This is a genomic window from Flavobacterium sp., from assembly GCF_040402835.1.
Lineage (GTDB): Bacteria > Bacteroidota > Bacteroidia > Flavobacteriales > Flavobacteriaceae > Flavobacterium.
On record NZ_JBBALW010000027.1, the window covers coordinates 1 to 17,989 of the forward strand.

At 34.3% G+C, this 17,989-nt stretch carries 14 protein-coding genes and 1 tRNA gene; 5 read left to right on the plus strand and 10 right to left on the minus strand.

What is annotated here, in order from left to right:
• From AC9UEH_RS09415 to AC9UEH_RS09435, 5 genes are all read left to right on the plus strand, one after another.
• A partial coding sequence (locus AC9UEH_RS09415) for an RNA-directed DNA polymerase (protein WP_509531107.1) occupies positions 1–869 on the plus strand: 869 nt, incomplete at its 5' end.
• Entirely contained in the window at positions 866–2,227 is a 1,362-nt protein-coding gene (locus AC9UEH_RS09420) for a peroxiredoxin family protein (RefSeq protein WP_509531109.1), read from the plus strand. The genes AC9UEH_RS09415 and AC9UEH_RS09420, both read left to right, overlap by 4 nt.
• A gap of 574 nt (positions 2,228–2,801) precedes the next feature.
• On the plus strand, positions 2,802–4,007 hold the full coding sequence (locus AC9UEH_RS09425; protein WP_509531111.1) for an ATP-binding protein: 1,206 nt from the start codon (positions 2,802–2,804) through the stop codon (positions 4,005–4,007).
• 134 nt (positions 4,008–4,141) lie between these two features.
• Positions 4,142–5,497: a TlpA family protein disulfide reductase gene (locus AC9UEH_RS09430; RefSeq protein ID WP_509531113.1), complete on the plus strand. Its 1,356-nt coding sequence runs from the start codon at positions 4,142–4,144 to the stop codon at positions 5,495–5,497.
• Between the two features lie 130 nt (positions 5,498–5,627).
• Positions 5,628–5,891 (plus strand): type IX secretion system membrane protein PorP/SprF, encoded by a 264-nt coding sequence (locus AC9UEH_RS09435; protein ID WP_509531156.1) that lies wholly within the window; start codon positions 5,628–5,630, stop codon positions 5,889–5,891.
• Between the two features lie 226 nt (positions 5,892–6,117).
• Here the strand turns inward: AC9UEH_RS09435 and AC9UEH_RS09440 are convergent.
• The 10 genes from AC9UEH_RS09440 to mraY all read right to left on the minus strand — a co-directional run bounded on the left by AC9UEH_RS09440 (position 6,118) and on the right by mraY (position 17,949).
• Positions 6,118–6,191, minus strand: a tRNA-Arg gene (locus AC9UEH_RS09440).
• 59 nt (positions 6,192–6,250) lie between these two features.
• The gene (locus AC9UEH_RS09445) at positions 6,251–6,700 is read right to left on the minus strand and encodes a GatB/YqeY domain-containing protein (RefSeq protein WP_509531115.1); all 450 of its coding nucleotides are present in this window, start codon (positions 6,698–6,700) and stop codon (positions 6,251–6,253) included.
• A gap of 340 nt (positions 6,701–7,040) precedes the next feature.
• Positions 7,041–9,011, minus strand: a complete 1,971-nt coding sequence (gene ftsZ, locus AC9UEH_RS09450) for a cell division protein FtsZ (protein ID WP_509531117.1) — start codon at positions 9,009–9,011, stop codon at positions 7,041–7,043.
• A 94-nt stretch (positions 9,012–9,105) separates the two neighbouring features.
• Entirely contained in the window at positions 9,106–10,491 is a 1,386-nt protein-coding gene (gene ftsA, locus AC9UEH_RS09455) for a cell division protein FtsA (protein WP_509531119.1), read from the minus strand.
• Between the two features lie 6 nt (positions 10,492–10,497).
• Positions 10,498–11,232 (minus strand): cell division protein FtsQ/DivIB, encoded by a 735-nt coding sequence (locus AC9UEH_RS09460; protein ID WP_509531121.1) that lies wholly within the window; start codon positions 11,230–11,232, stop codon positions 10,498–10,500.
• A 43-nt stretch (positions 11,233–11,275) separates the two neighbouring features.
• Complete coding sequence (gene murC, locus AC9UEH_RS09465) at positions 11,276–12,658, minus strand: UDP-N-acetylmuramate--L-alanine ligase (RefSeq protein ID WP_509531123.1); 1,383 nt, start codon at positions 12,656–12,658, stop codon at positions 11,276–11,278.
• A 55-nt stretch (positions 12,659–12,713) separates the two neighbouring features.
• Positions 12,714–13,883: an undecaprenyldiphospho-muramoylpentapeptide beta-N-acetylglucosaminyltransferase gene (gene murG, locus AC9UEH_RS09470; protein ID WP_509531125.1), complete on the minus strand. Its 1,170-nt coding sequence runs from the start codon at positions 13,881–13,883 to the stop codon at positions 12,714–12,716.
• A gap of 36 nt (positions 13,884–13,919) precedes the next feature.
• Positions 13,920–15,227 carry an FtsW/RodA/SpoVE family cell cycle protein gene (locus tag AC9UEH_RS09475; RefSeq protein ID WP_509531127.1) on the minus strand — a complete coding sequence of 436 codons (1,308 nt, stop codon included), beginning with the start codon at positions 15,225–15,227 and terminating at the stop codon, positions 13,920–13,922.
• Between the two features lie 162 nt (positions 15,228–15,389).
• Complete coding sequence (gene murD / locus AC9UEH_RS09480; protein WP_509531129.1) at positions 15,390–16,721, minus strand: UDP-N-acetylmuramoyl-L-alanine--D-glutamate ligase; 1,332 nt, start codon at positions 16,719–16,721, stop codon at positions 15,390–15,392.
• 1 nt (position 16,722) lies between these two features.
• Complete coding sequence (gene mraY, locus AC9UEH_RS09485) at positions 16,723–17,949, minus strand: phospho-N-acetylmuramoyl-pentapeptide-transferase (RefSeq protein WP_509531131.1); 1,227 nt, start codon at positions 17,947–17,949, stop codon at positions 16,723–16,725.
• Between the last annotated feature and the right edge of the window lie 40 nt (positions 17,950–17,989).

Consider the following 17,989-nt stretch of genomic DNA (forward strand, 5'->3'; position numbering starts at 1 on the left):
GTATTCAACGATTAAATACAGCCATAAAACAATGTAGCGAAAACTATACTGAAGCGTGTTATGTTTTAAAATTAGATATACAGGGTTACTTTATGAGTATCGATAAAAACATTTTGAATCAAAAATTGATCAATGCCATAACAAGCGACCCAGCCATAAAGGCCGATACAAAAGAACTAAGTACTTATTTAATAGCTACACTATTATCAGACAACCCTACAAAAAATGCTATTGTAAAAGGTAAAAGAGCCGATTGGAAAACGTTACCCGCTAGTAAAAGCCTATTTTATTCTGAAACCAATTGTGGCTTGCCTATTGGCAATTTAACCTCACAGCTTTTTAGTAATATCTATTTGCATTCTTTAGATGTTTTTATTAAAAAAGAACTATCCATTCCCTATTATGGTCGCTATGTAGATGATTTTTTTATTGTGCACAAAGATCCTTTTTATCTAAAAGAATTGATAAAAACCATAAAGAAATTTTTAAAAGACACTTTAGGACTAATACTGCATCCCAAAAAAGTAGTTTTACAGCATTATTCCAAAGGAGTTAATTTTTTGGGCGCAACACTAAAGCCCCATCGGATATATGTTTCTAACCGAACAAAATTAAATTTTAAAAAGTGTATTGCTAAGTGGAAGACATTTCTAGAAAACAATATTCCATCGCTTTTAGACTTACAAAAAATTAGAACTTCCATCAACAGCTATCTTGGCGTTATGAAACACTATCGAACGTATACAATTGTTTATAGTGCCTTGATAAAAGATAGAAACAATTTTCTATTTCAATATGGATATGTAGAAGCAATAAAACATACCTCAATAATTTATAAATTATATCCTTTTAAAAACACTTTATCATGAAAAAAAACATTTTATATTTCTTTTACCTACTATTTATCAGCTTTAGTGCCACTGCTCAAACTATCAATCTTGAGTTTCCGTATTTTGCAGGACAAACCTATGAATTTAAGATCTTTCAGGGTGATAAACAAATTACCCTGAAGGAAGACACCATTCCTAAAGGTGGCAAAGTGCAACTCACTATTCCTGAAAACTACAAAGGCTATAAAGGTATGGCGCAATGGTATTTGACCAATAGTGCTACAGGTGGCGGGTTGGATTTAATCATTAACAACGAAGATTTTTCGGTTTCATGCTTGGATAGCATCCCAAAAACCGAAAGTATTGTTTATAAAAACACCAAAGAAAATATTTTTGATAAATCCAACTACCAAAAACAGCAAAAACTATTTGAAAAACACGATGCGATGTTGGCAACCAAAAGAGCGTATGAGCCTAAAAGCAATTTCTACAAACTAGCCGATGAGGAATATACGAAGATCATCAAACAATACGATACCTATTGCAACGATTTAAAAAAATCACCCTTATTTGCTGCCAAGTTTCGTCAAATTGTAAACCTTACAATGGGCATTGGCACCATCATTACAGTAGATGAAAAACAAAAAGCCAATAATATCAATACTTTTATAACCAATGAGCTGGATTTTTCGGTTTTGTACACTTCCAATCATTGGGGAGGTATCATCAACAGTTGGGTGCAAGTGCAAACTATGGTCATTAAAGACGATGCCAAAATGCTCGCCGATGCTACCACAATTTTAAACCGCATAAAAAGTGATGCCATTTACACTGATTTTGTGATTAATCTAACCAAAGAACTAACCAAAGCAGGCAAAGACAACGCTCTTTTTGCTTTGATTCCGAGCATTAAAAACTCGAAACGATTGCTGAATTATGACGGGGTTTTAAACATTTTTAAACAAGACCTTACGGGCAAGGCACCCGATTTGACTGTGGTAACGTATAACGGCATGAAAGAAGCGAAGAACCAAATTACAACAGTGATCAAAACAGATGATTTAAAATCAAAATTCACTTTGCTGGTTTTTTATAAATCAGGTTGTGGTCCTTGTGAAGAAACAATGAAAGGATTAACAGACAATTATAAAAAAATGGTAAGCAAAGGGATAAAAATTGTCTCCATTGCTGCCGATACCGACGAAAAAGTTTTCAAAGACACCTCGTTGCCACATCCTTGGGCTGATAAATACTGCGATTTTGAAGGAACAAAAGGCATCAATTTTAAAAACTATGCGGTAATAGGAACGCCTACAATGTATATTTTAGACAGCAAAGGAATTATACTTTCAAGATTGGCAACAATTACTGAGGTTTTGGAATTTGTGAAACGTTAGTGTTAAGCAGTTATTTGAAGAAGGTTGATTTGGTTATTTGTTGATTTGGTTATTTGGAGGGCGCAAAAGTTGATGGATGATAATTGTTTTGGTTATTTGAAAAATCCTTTTAATCTGCGGTAAAAAAGGTTTATTCGGTTAATCGATTAATCTGAATTTATTTCAGATTTTATCTCAATAGGAAAAAACCTTTGAACCTTTGAACCTTTGACAAAATAAATCTTTTGTGTCTTTTATGGTAAAAAAGCGCTATCTATCAATCTGAATATATTTCAGACGCCATTAATATTAATGTTTTAAAATAATAAAAAAATGAAATTAAAATTAACCTTACCCCTTTTCGTTCTTTTGCTCTCGATGCATATTTCAGCACAAGAACTTACACTAAACCTATCACAACATCCCAATAAAGAAGCGGTTATTGTAGCCGTACACGGGGTTGGAACAAATAACAGTAACGCCACGAATAGAATGCAATCCCACTACTGCTCGACTATCAATTTATATTTTACTAAAATGTAAATTTGTTCATTTATAAAATGTATATTTGCATATTACTAAAATATAAAAAACTATGGTTTTAAAGTCTGACGTAGAAATAGCCTTTAAGCAACAACAACTTTTGTTGGAGAGTAAACCTAATGGAGAACGGAGAGAGAAATTAGCTCAGGTGACTTTGAGTAAAGAATTTGTGCTTATCATTACCGGAATCAGGCGTTGTGGTAAAAGCACCCTGATGCAGCAGTTAATCAATCAATTAAAGGTTTCTGTGGCGTTTTTTAATTTTGAAGACCCACGAATATTTGGTTTTGAAACCACTGACTTTGTAAAATTGGATGAAGTAATCGGTAAAAACACCTTGTATTATTTCTTTGATGAGATACAAAATGTAGACAATTGGGAAATATTTATTAGAAATCTTCACGATAAGCAAAAAGTGATCTGTATTACCGGTTCAAATGCATCTTTGTTAAGCAGAGAGCTGGGTACCAAACTTACAGGGAGAAATATTCAGATAGAGTTGCTTCCTTTTTCGTTCAAAGAATACGTATCATTCAAAAAAATAAAGGCTGAAGCAGCAACATTTGAGCACTATTTAGTGGAAGGAGGATTTCCAGATTATCTTAAAACCGCAAACAAAGAAGTTTTACAGCAACTGTTTAAAGACATTGTCTACCGAGACATCATTGTAAGGCATTCGGTGAGGAATGATAAAGTGTTAATTAGTATCGCTTTATATTTAATAAGCAATGCTGGGAAAGAATTTTCATTTACCAATATCAAAAACACTTTTGGTGTAGGTTCGGTGAATACGGTGATGGATTATATCAGTTGGTTTGAAGATAGTTATTTATTATTTACCTTACCCAAATTTAGCTGGTCCTTAAAAAGTATAGCCATTAGTCCAAAGAAAGTCTATGTGATAGATACAGGTTTTGGAGATGCAAATTCATTAAGCTTTTCAAATGATACGGGCCGATTATTCGAAAATGCAGTTTACCTGCAATTGAGACGAACTTATAAAGAGCTTTATTATTTCAGGGAGAAAGGAGAATGCGATTTTGTTGTTAAAGAAAAAAATAAAGTAACACTTGCCATTCAAGTTTGTGCAGAAGTATCGCAGGAGAATTTACCACGAGAAGTGAATGGATTGGTGGAAGCGTTAAGGTTTTTTGACTTGGAAAAAGGCGTGATCGTCACGATGAATCAAGAAGATGAAATTATACAAGACGATAAGAAAATACAGTTAATTCCAGCTTGGAAATGGTTCAAGAATTGATTTCAATATAAGCCATTTAAGCGGGGATTACTCGTGAGCATTTTGGTGAAAATTAGATAATAAAGAAAAAATATATATAAATTATAGCGATGGCCTATTTACATTAAATGGTAACATTTATAAAATCAAAAACAATGAACTTTAAACTAGTATTCGCTGCATTTATTTCCTTTACGGCAGTAGATCTTTCGGCACAAAAACTTTCTTTAAAACTATCGCAACACCCCAATAAAGAAGCAGTTATTGTAGCGGTACATGGGGTTAGAAAAGACACGCTGGGCACTGTGCTATTAGACCAAAACTGCATAGGGACGCTAGCCTTCAAAACCAAACAACCCCAAACGGGCTTGGTCAATCTTACTATTAAAGGCAAGGCTTATTTGAGTTATGATTTTGTGCTATCGCCTACTGAAAACCCAACACTCATTTGTGATATGGAATATGTATATGCTCAAAACACTAAAATTCTTAATTCGCCCGAAAACGATGGTTTGAACCGCTGGTTTGACAATGCAGCACAATACAAACAGCAAATAGGATTAAACCAAGAGTTGAGTAAACTGTACAAAACAGAAGAACCGTTTTTAAAAAAACTAGAAACCGAAAAACAGCGTGTTGAAAAACTACTTCAAAGGCTAGTCGATACCATCAACCAGTCAACCTTGTTTGCTGGAAAGTATATGCAGTTTAAAATGGCACAAGAAGAAAAACTAGCCAAAGTATGGGAAAGTAATGAGGCGAAAACCATAGCCAAAAATTTCTTTACACAAATAGATTTTGATGCTTTATACGGCAGCTCGATGTGGTTTGGCATCATTAACTCTTGTATGGAAGTGTATACGAAAGAAAGTCTTTATTTTGGAAGTTTTGGCGCTGATGTAGCTAGCAATTTAAAACGCATCAAAAACCAGCAAGTGTATGAAGATTTGATAGATGCTGCAATCTCTGTAACCGAAAAATTTTCTTGGACTAAAGACCAAAATGCATTAGTAGCTTTTCTCATCAAAGACAACCGAATAAAAAACCCAACAGGTAAACTAGAAAAAATAATTCAATCGTATCAGTTAGCAATCGGAAAAAAATCCCCCGACTTAACCCTAACCAACACTATGGGAAATAGTACCACCACCACCGTTTTAAAAATGGATGCCTTAAATTCAAAATACACCTTACTGTTATTTTACCAATCGGACTGTGGGCATTGTGAAACTGCCATAGCAACATTAAACACTAATTATAAAGATTTAGTAGCCAAAGGCATCAAAATCATCAGTATTGCCGGCGATTTAGACCCAGCTGCTTTTACAAAAACCGCTGCGTCGTTTCCGTGGGCTGCCAAATACCGTGATGTAGGGGGCATGAACGGCGTTAATTTTAAAAACTATGCTGTAATTGGAACGCCTACAATGTATATTATAGACAGTAAAGGGATTATACTTTCCAAAATGGCAACGATTACCGAAGTTTTGGATTTTGTGAAAAAGCAGTAATTTAAGAGGTCGTATTATAAAGTTTGTTTTAAAAATAAAAATAACGCGTTTGTAAATAATAGATAAAAATAGAAGTTTTACAAATAAGAAAAATTTTTCATTTATAAATTATTGATATTCAAAAAAAAATATTGCTGAATTAGTTTTAAAACCTTCCTTTATGTATCGCTATGTGAATGGAGCTCCAGTTTCTATAGACATCAACACAGTTTTAAATATTGAAAAAATTATTGAAATTGGTGCTATGTATAGAACTGATAATGCATATGCAGGAATATTAAACTTTATAATCAACAAAAGATTTGTACTTGGTTTTGCATATGAAATGAGTACACGTCAAGAACTTGCAAGGGCTCGAAATACAAATGAATTCATTTTACAATATAAATTCTAATTTACAAAACAAAAGAGGAGTATTCAACCGCTCCACTTTTGTTTAATAAAATACCTAAAAACATATTGTGTTTTAATATTTGTGACCGCGGCAGGGTTCGAACTTGCAACCCTCAGATACGAAATCTAATATTCCCTGCCTGCCGTCAGGCAGGTATCCAGTTCAAACGAAGTTCTCGGAATTTATACAATAAAAAACTCCTTGTGAAATAATACAAGGAGTAAAGTGACCGCGGCAGGGTTCGAACCTGCAACCCTCAGAGCCGAAATCTGATATTCTATCCAGTTGAACTACGCAGCCATTATGATTTTTGATTTCAGATTTTTGATTTCAGAATAAAAAAAATCAATAAATTCTAACTAAACCAACAATTTCTTTACTATGGTAGAAATGGTTTTTCCTTCGGCGGTTCCGCCTAATTGTGCTGAGGCTAATCCCATAACTTTTCCCATTGAAGCAATTCCTGAAGCTCCTGTTTCGGCAATGATTTTTGCAATTATAGCTTCTACTTCTGCTTCACTTAATTGTGCTGGCAAGAATTTTTCGATTACTGCAATTTGTGCTAATTCAGGTTCTGCTAAGTCCAAACGGTTTTGCTCTGTGAAGATTTTTGCGCTGTCTTTTCTGGTTTTTACCAATCTTTGCAACAATTTGATTTCGTCTTCTTCAGAGATTTCTTCCTTGCTTCCCGTTGCCGTTTGAGCTAACAAAATTTCCGATTTTATGGCGCGAAGTGCTTCCAATGCAATCGTGTCTTTTGCTCTCATTGCGGTTTTAATATCGTCCATTAATCTTGCTGATAAACTCATATCTTATTTTGTTAATTTGGTTATTTGTTGAATCGTTATTATAAGAACGATTTTACTTTGCCCCAGATGGAAGTGGAAAGCTTTTTTAGAGAAAATGGATTTTTTCTTGCCCTTAAAAAGCGACTTTAGAAGCTCTTTTAAGGTCGTAGAAAAAAGCATTTTCGAGAAAAAACTTGTAACGTACAGCTGGATTAAGGCCCTGTAAATTTATAGAATTAATATTGAATTTACAACTGATTTTAATCCCGTTCCGATAAAAAGAAATCGGAAGCTTTGAAGCAAAAAATAGCCCGAAAATCAATTAGACTTTCGGGCTAAATTTATATTGATTGCCTTTTGTTTAATCTACGTTATCGTGCAAAAACGAGTTGTTGGATCTCAATTGACTGTCATTATTGCTGTCGGTTCCCAATGAAATTCGGGAATTTGTATTGCTGTTTAAAGGGTTTGAAAGGTCAACACCCGATCTTTTATACGCCGGCTCTTTTTCATATTCCTCCACTCGTGATGGATTATTGTGAAATTTATAGTTGAAATCTTTCAATTTTCTTCTTCTTTCATCGGCAATAATTTTAGACGATTCTTCGATTGACATTTCCATTGGGGAAATTTCATCTGAAAACGGGTTGTTATTGTCCGTGAAATCAACTTGTTTTACCGTGATATTCAATTCGGCAGCAATTGGCTCTTCGATTGTCGCGGCAACAGGCTTAGAATTTGATAATTCTTTTTCGATATCCATATACTCTTCAAGAGAATATTTGATGATACCACTTTCGTTCAGTTCGGTCATTGGGACAAACTCCACAGGCTCATTTACTTGAATATTTTTAGTCTCATCCGTCAATTGAAAAAGAAAACGATCTTCTTTTGGCGCTTCGGTTTTAGCAATTGGCAAATCGAATGAAAATGTAATTTGCTCTTCTTCGATGTAATTTGCTCTTGGTGCAACCACTTCAATTTCTTTCACTTCTGGGGCAGAAAAATAATATTCTACATCCAATTCTGGCGCTACAATTTCGAAAGTAACTTCAAGGTTTTTTATGAATTCTGAAGTTGGAACCAAGTCCATTTCGAACGTTGGAACTTCAACTTCAGGTGCTTCAAAAACTTCCATTGGAACTTCTGCAACAACATCAATTTCTACTTCATCTTCTAATAATTCAAAGATGATTTTCTCTTCTTTTTGAGGAATTACATCCTCAAATTTCAAAAAATCGAATCCTGGAATTGCTTTATTATTTGATAAATCTTGAACTAATTTTTGTTCGCCACCCAAAGTGTGGATAATTTTTTTAGGTTCCGTATTTACGATTTCATTTTGTTGTTCGACATTGAAACCAGTAGCAATAATGGTCACAGCTATGGCATCGCCAAGAGACTCATCTTCACCAACACCCATAATAATATTGGCATTGTGACCTGCTTCGGCTTGAATATGATCATTAATTTCTCCGATTTCGTCAATTGTGATTTCATTGGTTCCAGAAACGATAAGCAACAATACGTTTTTGGCACCTGCGATTTTATTATCATTTAATAATGGGGAATCGAGCGCAGAAATAATGGCTTCTTTTGCACGATTTTCACCACTTGCCGAAGCCGAACCCATAATGGCAGTTCCACTGTTTGACAAAACGGTTTTCGCATCTTTTAAATCGATATTTTGAGTATAGTGATGCGTAATTACTTCAGCAATTCCTCTTGAGGCAGTTGCCAAAACTTCGTCCGCTTTAGAGAAACCGGCTTTGAAACCTAAATTTCCATATACTTCTCTCAATTTGTTATTATTGATAACAATCAAAGAATCGACTTGTTTTCTTAATTTTTCAACACCTAATAACGCTTGTTCTTGACGTACTTTTCCTTCAAATTGAAAAGGAATAGTTACAATTCCAACGGTTAGAATGTCTCTTTCTTTTGCCAATTGAGCAATTACTGGGGCAGCACCAGTTCCAGTTCCACCACCCATTCCTGCGGTAATGAAAACCATTTTGGTATTGCTGTCCAACATTTTTTCGATGTCGGCAATGCTCTCAATCGCTGATTGTTGACCCACTTCTGGATTGGCACCTGCACCAAGTCCTTCGGTTAAATTCACACCCAATTGAATTTTGTTCGGAACCGAACTGTTTTCTAATGCTTGCGAATCGGTGTTACAAACGATGAAATCAACGCCTTTAATACCTTGTTTGAACATGTGGTTGATTGCGTTACTTCCGCCTCCACCAACGCCAATTACCTTAATTACATTTGATTGGTTCTTTGGTAAATCAAATGAAATACTTCCAAAATCTGAGTTGCTTGTCATAATATTGGTTTTTTATTCTTAATTAATTATTCTATTTTTTAACTTCTTTCGGCACTAAGCAAAAAGAGAATTTTGTTTTAATTTAATTTTTAAACTACTCTGCGTTGTCTAAAAATTCTTTAATCTTATCGACATATTTATCAAAAAACGATTTCCTGATTTTTGTTTCTGTCGATTCTCCCATGGGTATTTTCGGTTGTACTCTTTCCTCTTCTTCTTGTTGAACAGGTTCTTCAATTGCTTGAATTTGTTCCATTGGCGCTCTATACGCATTTACTTTTTCTGGTGCAGAAAAACTAATTCTAACCGCACTTTGCGAACTGTTTTCAATAGAATTCATAACCAATCCAACTGCTGTTGCATATAATGGACTTGAAATTTCTTCATCAGAATCACCCGCCAAATGCTCGTTTGGATACCCAATTCTCGTATCCATTCCTGTTATGTATTCTACTAATTGTTTGATGTGGTTCAATTGTGCGCCACCCCCAGTTAATACGATACCTGCAATCAATTTACGTCTTGGATCTTCGTGACCATACGCTTTAATTTCAACAAAAACTTGCTCAATAATTTCAACGACACGAGCGTGGATTATTTTAGATAAATTTTTCAAAGAAATTTCTTTTGGTTCTCTGCCTCGCAAACCTGGAATAGAAACAATTTCGTTGTCTTTATTTTCTCCTGGCCAAGCCGATCCAAATTTCACTTTCAATAATTCCGCTTGCTTTTCAATGATAGAACAGCCTTCTTTGATGTCGTCTGTGATTACATTTCCTCCAAAAGGAATTACTGCCGTGTGGCGAATAATACCGTCTTTGAAAATGGCTAAATCTGTCGTTCCACCTCCAATATCTATCAAAGCTACACCCGCTTCTTTTTCTTCTTGACTCAAAACCGCATCTGCCGAAGCCAATGGTTCCAAGGTTAATCCTGATAATTCTATGCCTGAACTTTGAATACATCTTCCCACATTTCGGATTGATGATGCTTGCCCAACAACCACGTGAAAACTAGATTCTAATCTTCCGCCACACATTCCGATTGGTTCTTTTATTTCAGATTGCCCATCGATTTTGAATTCTTGAGGCAAAACGTGAATAATTTCTTCTCCTGGAAGCATCGCTAGTTTATGAACTTGATTAATCAATAAATCAATGTCTTTATCGCCAATAACTTCTTCTGCATTACTTCTGCTGATGTAATCGCTGTGTTGAATACTGCGAATATGTTGTCCCGCAATTCCTACAACTACATCTTTTATTTTGTAACCTGAATTGGTTTCTGCTTCTTGAACCGCTTGTTGGATAGATTGAATGGTTTGAGTGATATTATCAACCACGCCTCTTTTCACACCTAAGCTTTTGGATTTTCCAATTCCAAGAATCTCCAATTTTCCGTATTCGTTTTTTCTACCAATCATTGCGACAATTTTCGTTGTCCCAATGTCTAATCCTACTGCAATGTTCTCTTTTTCCATAACCAATTATTTTGTGCAAACGACTTGCTGCGTAAACCTCAGATTTATTTTTTTATATTTCACTAACGAACTATCTGCTTCTGCTTTTTGAAAAAATGCTTTATAATTTTTGAATTTAGCTTCCACATTTATGGTTCTTCCAAAATCAATCTTGTAATTATAATTTCTGTTGGACATAATTATCGCCCCTGTTGGCAAAATTTCTATTCCAATTATGTTTTTTTTCAAAAAAGCATCATCATAAATAAATCGAAATAATTTATTTAAATCCTTGCTATTTTCATCATTTATTGCACCTGAAACTATCGGAACTCTCGCCGTGAAATTTTCAGATAACGGCATTTTATTCCCCTGATAATCAAAATAAAAGGATCCGTTTTCATCAAAAACCCTTGCTATTGGCGACTTCTGTTTTACCACTGCTTTTAGCACGCCATCAATAGTGACAAACACTTCTGATTTTTCAATCATATTGTAATTGTCGAGATATTTTTCCAATTTGTTCAAATCTACCTTATCTTTTTGTAGTATTTGCACACTCTTATTATTTTCTATTAACAATTTATTAACCGTTTCGTGTGTAACAAAAAGTTCGTCATTTCCGAGAAAAACCACTACTGATTTCGAGAGTTTTCGCTCAGAATTTCGTTTTGAAGAGAATGAAAATAGGAAAATAACCGCCACAAACATTAGCAGCAATCTTACATTTATCCAAATATTTTTCCAATTCAAGTTTTTCATTTTAATTTATTTATGCTATTCAATTTTGTAATCAAAAATCAATTTATTTTTTTAGCAATGCTTCTTTTATTGGTTGAACCAATTCTCCAATATCCCCAGCTCCAATAGTAACAATTATTTTTGCTTCACTTTTCAATATTGATGGAATTAAATCCAATTTTGAAACCACTTTTTTATGCTCATTTGTCATTTTTCCCAACAACCAATCAGATGTAATTCCTTTCATTGGTACTTCTCGTGCAGGATAAATAGCTAACAATAAAACCTCATCAAAAGCAGAAAGACTTTTAGCAAAATCATCGGCAAAATCTTTTGTTCTGCTGAACAAATGCGGTTGAAAAATTGCCAACACTTTTTGATTGGGATACAATTCTGAAACTGCTTGATGCACCGCATTTATTTCTGTTGGATGGTGCGCATAATCATCAATATATACTAAATCGGTTTCTTTTATTTGATATGAAAATCTTCTCTTAATTCCTTTGAACGATTTCAGTGCTTTTGCAATTGCATCATTGGATGTTCCGAACGTTTTTGCCATTGCCAAAGCCATCAAAGCATTCGTTAAATTGTGTTTTCCAGGCAATCCAAATTGTAAATTTGTTATGATTTCCGTTGGCGTTTGCACATCAAAAACATAATTTCCATTCTCAATTCTCACATTGAAAGCCTTGAATAGCCCCCTAACCCCCAAAGGGGGAACTTCGCTAAGTGTTTTACTTTCGCTAATTTCTACTCTAACTCCTTCTAATGGCAAATCTTTGGTTATAAAAAGCTTACTTTTATCTTCCACTTTATCAGCAAATTCTACAAATGAAGCTTCAATTGCGGCACTATCTCCATAAATGTCCAAATGATCGGCATCCATAGAAGTAATGCAGGCAATATTGGGATGTAAATGCAAGAACGAACGGTCAAATTCATCGGCTTCAACCACAGTTATCGTTTTTCCAGTTCCAATTAAATTAGAATTATAATTCTCTACAATTCCGCCTAAAAACGAAGTCACATCGGCACCACTTTCATATAAAATATGTCCTAAAATACTTGATGTTGTTGTTTTTCCGTGCGTTCCTGCAACTGCAAAACAAAACGTATCTTTTGTAATAATTCCTAAAACTTCTGCTCTTTTCTTAACATTGAAATCTCTTTCTAAAAAATAGTTCCATTCTGAATGCGTAATTGGAACTGCTGGAGTAATAATTACCAACGTATTTTCAGTGTAAAAATCAGTTGGAATTAGATTGATATTGTCTTCAAAATGAATGTTGATGCCACTTTGCACCAATTCTTTCGTGAGTTCGGTTTCCGTTTTATCATACCCAGATACATTTTTACCGATGGTTTTGAAATAACGCGCCAAAGCACTCATCCCAATCCCTCCGATTCCTATGAAATAGACGTTCTGTATTTGGTTCAAATTCATTTAAAAAAGTCTTAATGTTTAAAGTCTTAAAGTCCAACGACCTTTTGACTTATATTTATTTTATCAATTTCACAATTTCATCTACAATATCACTTGTAGCGTGAATTTTTGCTAATTTTTTTATGTTTTCTGATAGTTGCTTTTGCAAATTTTCATTGGCAACTAAATCGCTAAAAACGGTATTAAATTTTTCATCCAATTCACTTTCTTTAAGCATCAAAGCGCCATTTCTATCTACAATTGATTTGGCGTTTTTGGTTTGATGGTCTTCGGCAACATTTGGCGATGGAATGAAAATCACAGGTTTTCCCACAATACTCAACTCCGAAACCGATGATGCGCCAGCACGAGAAATTATGAAATCTGCGGCAGCATAAACCAAATCCATACGGTCAATAAAGGCAAAAACCTGAATGTTGGTTGTTGGTTGTTGGTTGGCATTTGTATTATATTTATTGTACTGATCAAAATAGAACTTGCCACATTGCCAGATAACCTGAATATTTTGATTGGTTATATTTGGTAATTCCTTTTCAATTAATTGATTTATTCTTCTTGCACCAAGGCTTCCGCCAAGAACTAAAAGTGTTTTTTTGGAAGCATCCAAATTGAAATATTTAATGGCTTCTTCTCTTTTGCTATCAATGTCAATTAAATCTTGGCGAACAGGATTTCCAGTTAAAATCATTTTGTCTTTTGGAAAAAACCGCTCTAAATTTTCATAAGCTACACAAATTGTATTGGCTTTCTTACTCAACAATTTATTTGTAATTCCAGGAAATGAATTTTGTTCTTGAATAACCGTTGGAATATTCAAGTAATTCGCCATTTGCAATAATGGCCCAGAAGCAAATCCACCCGTTCCAATAACTACATCGGGTTTGAATCCTTTGATTATAGCTCTTGATTTCCACAAACTACTGATTAGTTTTACAGGAAATAATAGATTTTGCAAAGTCAATTTTCGTTGTAAACCAGCAATCCAAAGTCCTTTTATAGCATAACCCGCTTGTGGCACTTTTTGCATTTCCATTTTATCTTGAGCACCAACAAAAAGAAATTCAGCATCTGGAAAACGAGATTTTAATTCATTTGCAATAGCAATTGCCGGGTAGATATGTCCACCTGTTCCGCCACCACTCACTATGAATTTAATCCCATCCCGACCTTCCCGAAGGGAAGGAGACGAAACCGAAATGCTACTATTTAAATTTGTTTCTTTCATAATCTTTCACAATTCCCCCTTCGGGGGTTAGGGGGCTTATTTCTTCTTCAAAACCGCATCCATTGGATTTTTAGAAGTGTCTTCAATAGAATAATTATTCTCCAAAACATCTTCTTCAACGGCATTTTCTTTTTCGATTTGTTCGTCAATTAACTTTTGAAGAATCAGATCTCTTTTTTCAGCTTCACTTTGTTCTAATGCAATTTCTTCGTCTTTTTTGGTAACGCTGATAATTATCCCAAGGGAAACACACGTCATCCAAATAGAACTTCCACCGCTACTTATTAACGGTAATGTTTGACCAGTTACAGGCAACAATTCAACTGCGACACCCATATTAATAAGCGCTTGAAATATCATTGGAAATCCCAAACCAACCACTAATAATTTTCCGAAAAGTGTATTGGCTTTATGTGCCGCAACCATAAATCGGAAGAACAATAACAAGTATAAACTAAGAACTAGCAAGCCTCCAATTAAGCCATATTCTTCGACAATAATTGCAAAAATAAAATCCGAAGACGATTGTGGAAGTACATTTTTCTGTACACTTTTCCCAGGTCCTAAACCGTAAATTCCTCCTGAAGCAATTGCTATTTTTGCATTTTTAATTTGGTAATCATCCTCGCCAGGCTTATTTGAAGTATAGTTTTCAATTCTGCTTGTCCACGTTCCTACTCTATTGAAAAATTTAGAATCTGGAAATGCTTTCGACAATAACACAAAAAATACCAAGCAAACAACTCCAGAACCAACTATAAATGCAATGTATTTTATTGGATAATTCCCGACAAAAGTTAGCATCACAACCATTGCAAATATCAAAGCTGTTGTAGAAAAATTGGCTGGTAAAATAAATGCTAACGTAATAAAAACAGGCAACCAAAGTTCCAATAATGATGATTTTAAAGTCATTGGCTCTTCTGATTTTTTAGATAAATATCGGGCTACAAAAATCATCAAAACCACAAACGCAAAAGTTGATGTTTGAAATGTAATTCCAATAAATGGCACTTTAATCCAACGACTCGCATTTGCACCAGCGATTGCCGTTCCTCTAATTAAAGTAAAGACCAACAATGCCCAAACCACGGGCAATGCAATTTTAGAAATCGCTCTGAAATAGTGATATGGAATTTTATGAACGGCATAAATTATTAAGAAACCCATAAAAATATGAGCCAAATGAGTCAGCAAATAACTGATTGTATTTCCAGTTCCTTTGTTCAAATAGGCTAAATTACTACTCGCACTAAAAACAGGCATAAACGAAAACAGCGCTAATAAGGCCACGAATGTCCATATTACTTTGTCTCCTTTTAGATTGTTTATTAGTTCTTTCATTACTGATTTTCGATTTTTGATTTAAGATGTTAGATTTAAAAACCTAAACTTCTATTTTTTTGATTTATTCGATTGTTAAAATATTCAATTTCATTTGTTGTTATTAAAAGATATTATTTGATTCCTCAATCTAAAATCTAAACTCTGAAATCTTAAATTTTCTTATAAATTCTGTACTGCGTTTTTAAATTGTCTTCCTCTGTCTTCGTAGTTTTCAAATAAATCAAAACTCGCACAAGCTGGGGATAACAAAACGGTATCGCCTTTTTCGGATAAACGTTGCGCCATAGTTACCGCATCTTGCATACTTGAAACTTCAATCATCATATCAACAATATTTCCAAAAGCATCAATTATTTTCTTGTTATCAACACCAAGACAAATAATTGCTTTCACTTTTTCATGAACCAAAGACATCAATTCTGAATAATCATTTCCTTTATCAACACCACCAACAATCCATACTGTAGGCGAATTCATACTGTCTAAAGCAAAAAAAGCAGCGTTCACATTGGTCGCTTTTGAATCATTAATGTATTGCACATTTTGGATTTTCAAAACTTTCTCCAAACGATGTTCTACACCTTGAAAGTTTGACAAACTTTCCCGAATGGTTTGTTTGCGAATTTGCAATAATTTGGCTACCGAAGTTGCCGCCATCGCATTTTTCAAATTGTGTTTTCCTTCCAATGCAATGTATTGTGTTTCCATTACAAATTCTTCTTCGTTGATGATGATTTCCATATTTTTATCTTTTATAAAGGCTCCATTTTCAAATGTTTTTATAAGTGAAAATGGAATTAATTGTGCTTTTGTTTTGTTGTTTTTTAACCATTCTGAAATTGCTTCGTCATCTGCGTCATAGATTAAAAAGTCGTTTTCTGTTTGGTTCATTGTAATTCTAAATTTTGATGCGATATAATTTTCATATTTATATTCGTATCGGTCTAAATGATCCGGGCTTATATTGGTAATAATTGCAATATCTGGCTTGTAATTTATGATTCCGTCCAATTGAAAACTGCTTAATTCCAAAACGTAATAATCGTATTTATCTTCGGCAACTTGCCACGCAAAACTCTTTCCAATATTCCCTCCGAGTCCAACATTTATTCCTGCCGATTTTAGCAAATGATATGTCAACATTGTTGTGGTTGTTTTACCATTACTACCCGTAATTCCTATTGTTTTTGCTTTTGTAAATGGCGCTGCAAATTCAATTTCGGAAATCACGGGGATTTTATTCTCGATTAGCATTTTGACAATCGGAGATTTATCTGGTATTCCTGGGCTTTTCATCACCACATCTGCATTCAGAATTTTCTTTTCCGTATGCTTTTCCTCTTCCCATTTTATTCCATTAATGCTAAGAACTTCCTTATAATTTTCTTTTATTTTTCCAAAATCGGACACAAAAATATCGTATCCTTTTTTCTTTCCAAGGATTGCGGTTCCAACTCCACTTTCACCTCCACCGAGTATGACTAATCTCATACTATCTTAATTTCAGGGTTACAATTGACAGAATTGCTAATAAAATTCCGACAATCCAAAATCGAGTTACAATCTTACTTTCGTGATACCCTTTTTTCTGATAATGATGATGCAATGGCGACATTAGGAAGATTCTTCGTCCTTCACCAAATCGTTTTTTAGTATATTTGAAATAAGCAACTTGTAACACAACCGAGAAATTCTCAGCTAAGAAAATTCCACAAACTAACGGAATCAACATTTCTTTACGAACTGAAATTGCCAAAACAGCGATAATTCCACCAATGGTCAAACTTCCTGTATCGCCCATAAATACTGATGCGGGATAGGAATTATACCAAAGAAAGCCAATTAATGCTCCAATAAAAGCTGCAATAAATACGGTCATTTCACCTGAATCAGGAATGTACATTATGTTCAGATAATTTGAAAAAACAATGTTTCCAGAAACGAAAGTGAAAATTGCCAATGCCAAAACAGAAATTGCAGATGTTCCTGCCGCCAAACCATCAATTCCATCGGTTAAATTGGCACCATTTGAAACTGCCGTTATTATGAAAATTACAAATGGAATGAATATCAACCACGCCCATTTTTCGTAACCTTCGCCGGTCCAAGCTAATAATTCGGCATAATCAAACTCGTTATTTTTGAAAAAAGGAATTGTTGTTGCTGTCGATTTTTCTTCAATTGGCGCTTGATGAATTACATTTTCAGTTTGTGTCAATGAAACTTTATCTTTTACGTCTTTTCTAACCGTTACACCGGGATGCAAATACAAAACAGAACCTACAATTATTCCCAATCCAACTTGACCAATTACCTTGAAAATACCTTTTAAACCTTCTTTGTCTTTTTTGAAAATTTTGATATAATCGTCAATAAAACCAATAGTTCCCATCCAAAGCGTGGTTACAATCAATAGAATTATATAGATATTATTCAGTTTTGTAAATAAAACAACTGGAATTAAAGTCGCGATAATAATAATCAAACCACCCATTGTTGGCGTTCCCGCTTTTTGAGTTTGTCCTGCAAGACCCAATTCCCGAACGGTTTCTCCAACTTGCTGATTTTTCAAAAAATTGATGATTCTTTTTCCGAAAATCGTAGAAATCAATAACGATAATATCAATGCCAAAGCCGATCTAAATGTGATATATTGAAACACTCCAGCTCCCGGAACGTTTAATACTTTATGTAGGTATTCAAATAAATAATATAGCATAATTTTAGTTTATTTGGTTAATCGGTTATTTGTTGAACTT

Excerpts from the sequence above, each read along its gene's own strand:
- AC9UEH_RS09420 (WP_509531109.1), top strand. The coding sequence starts at position 866 with ATGAAAAAAAACATTTTATATTTCTTTTACCTACTATTTATCAGCTTT.
- AC9UEH_RS09425 (WP_509531111.1), top strand. The coding sequence starts at position 2,802 with ATGGTTTTAAAGTCTGACGTAGAAATAGCCTTTAAGCAACAACAACTT.
- AC9UEH_RS09430 (WP_509531113.1), top strand. The coding sequence starts at position 4,142 with ATGAACTTTAAACTAGTATTCGCTGCATTTATTTCCTTTACGGCAGTA.
- AC9UEH_RS09445 (WP_509531115.1), bottom strand. The coding sequence starts at position 6,700 with ATGAGTTTATCAGCAAGATTAATGGACGATATTAAAACCGCAATGAGA.
- ftsZ (WP_509531117.1), bottom strand. The coding sequence starts at position 9,011 with ATGACAAGCAACTCAGATTTTGGAAGTATTTCATTTGATTTACCAAAG.
- ftsA (WP_509531119.1), bottom strand. The coding sequence starts at position 10,491 with ATGGAAAAAGAGAACATTGCAGTAGGATTAGACATTGGGACAACGAAA.
- AC9UEH_RS09460 (WP_509531121.1), bottom strand. The coding sequence starts at position 11,232 with ATGAAAAACTTGAATTGGAAAAATATTTGGATAAATGTAAGATTGCTG.
- murC (WP_509531123.1), bottom strand. The coding sequence starts at position 12,658 with ATGAATTTGAACCAAATACAGAACGTCTATTTCATAGGAATCGGAGGG.
- murG (WP_509531125.1), bottom strand. The coding sequence starts at position 13,883 with ATGAAAGAAACAAATTTAAATAGTAGCATTTCGGTTTCGTCTCCTTCC.
- AC9UEH_RS09475 (WP_509531127.1), bottom strand. The coding sequence starts at position 15,227 with ATGAAAGAACTAATAAACAATCTAAAAGGAGACAAAGTAATATGGACA.
- murD (WP_509531129.1), bottom strand. The coding sequence starts at position 16,721 with ATGAGATTAGTCATACTCGGTGGAGGTGAAAGTGGAGTTGGAACCGCA.
- mraY (WP_509531131.1), bottom strand. The coding sequence starts at position 17,949 with ATGCTATATTATTTATTTGAATACCTACATAAAGTATTAAACGTTCCG.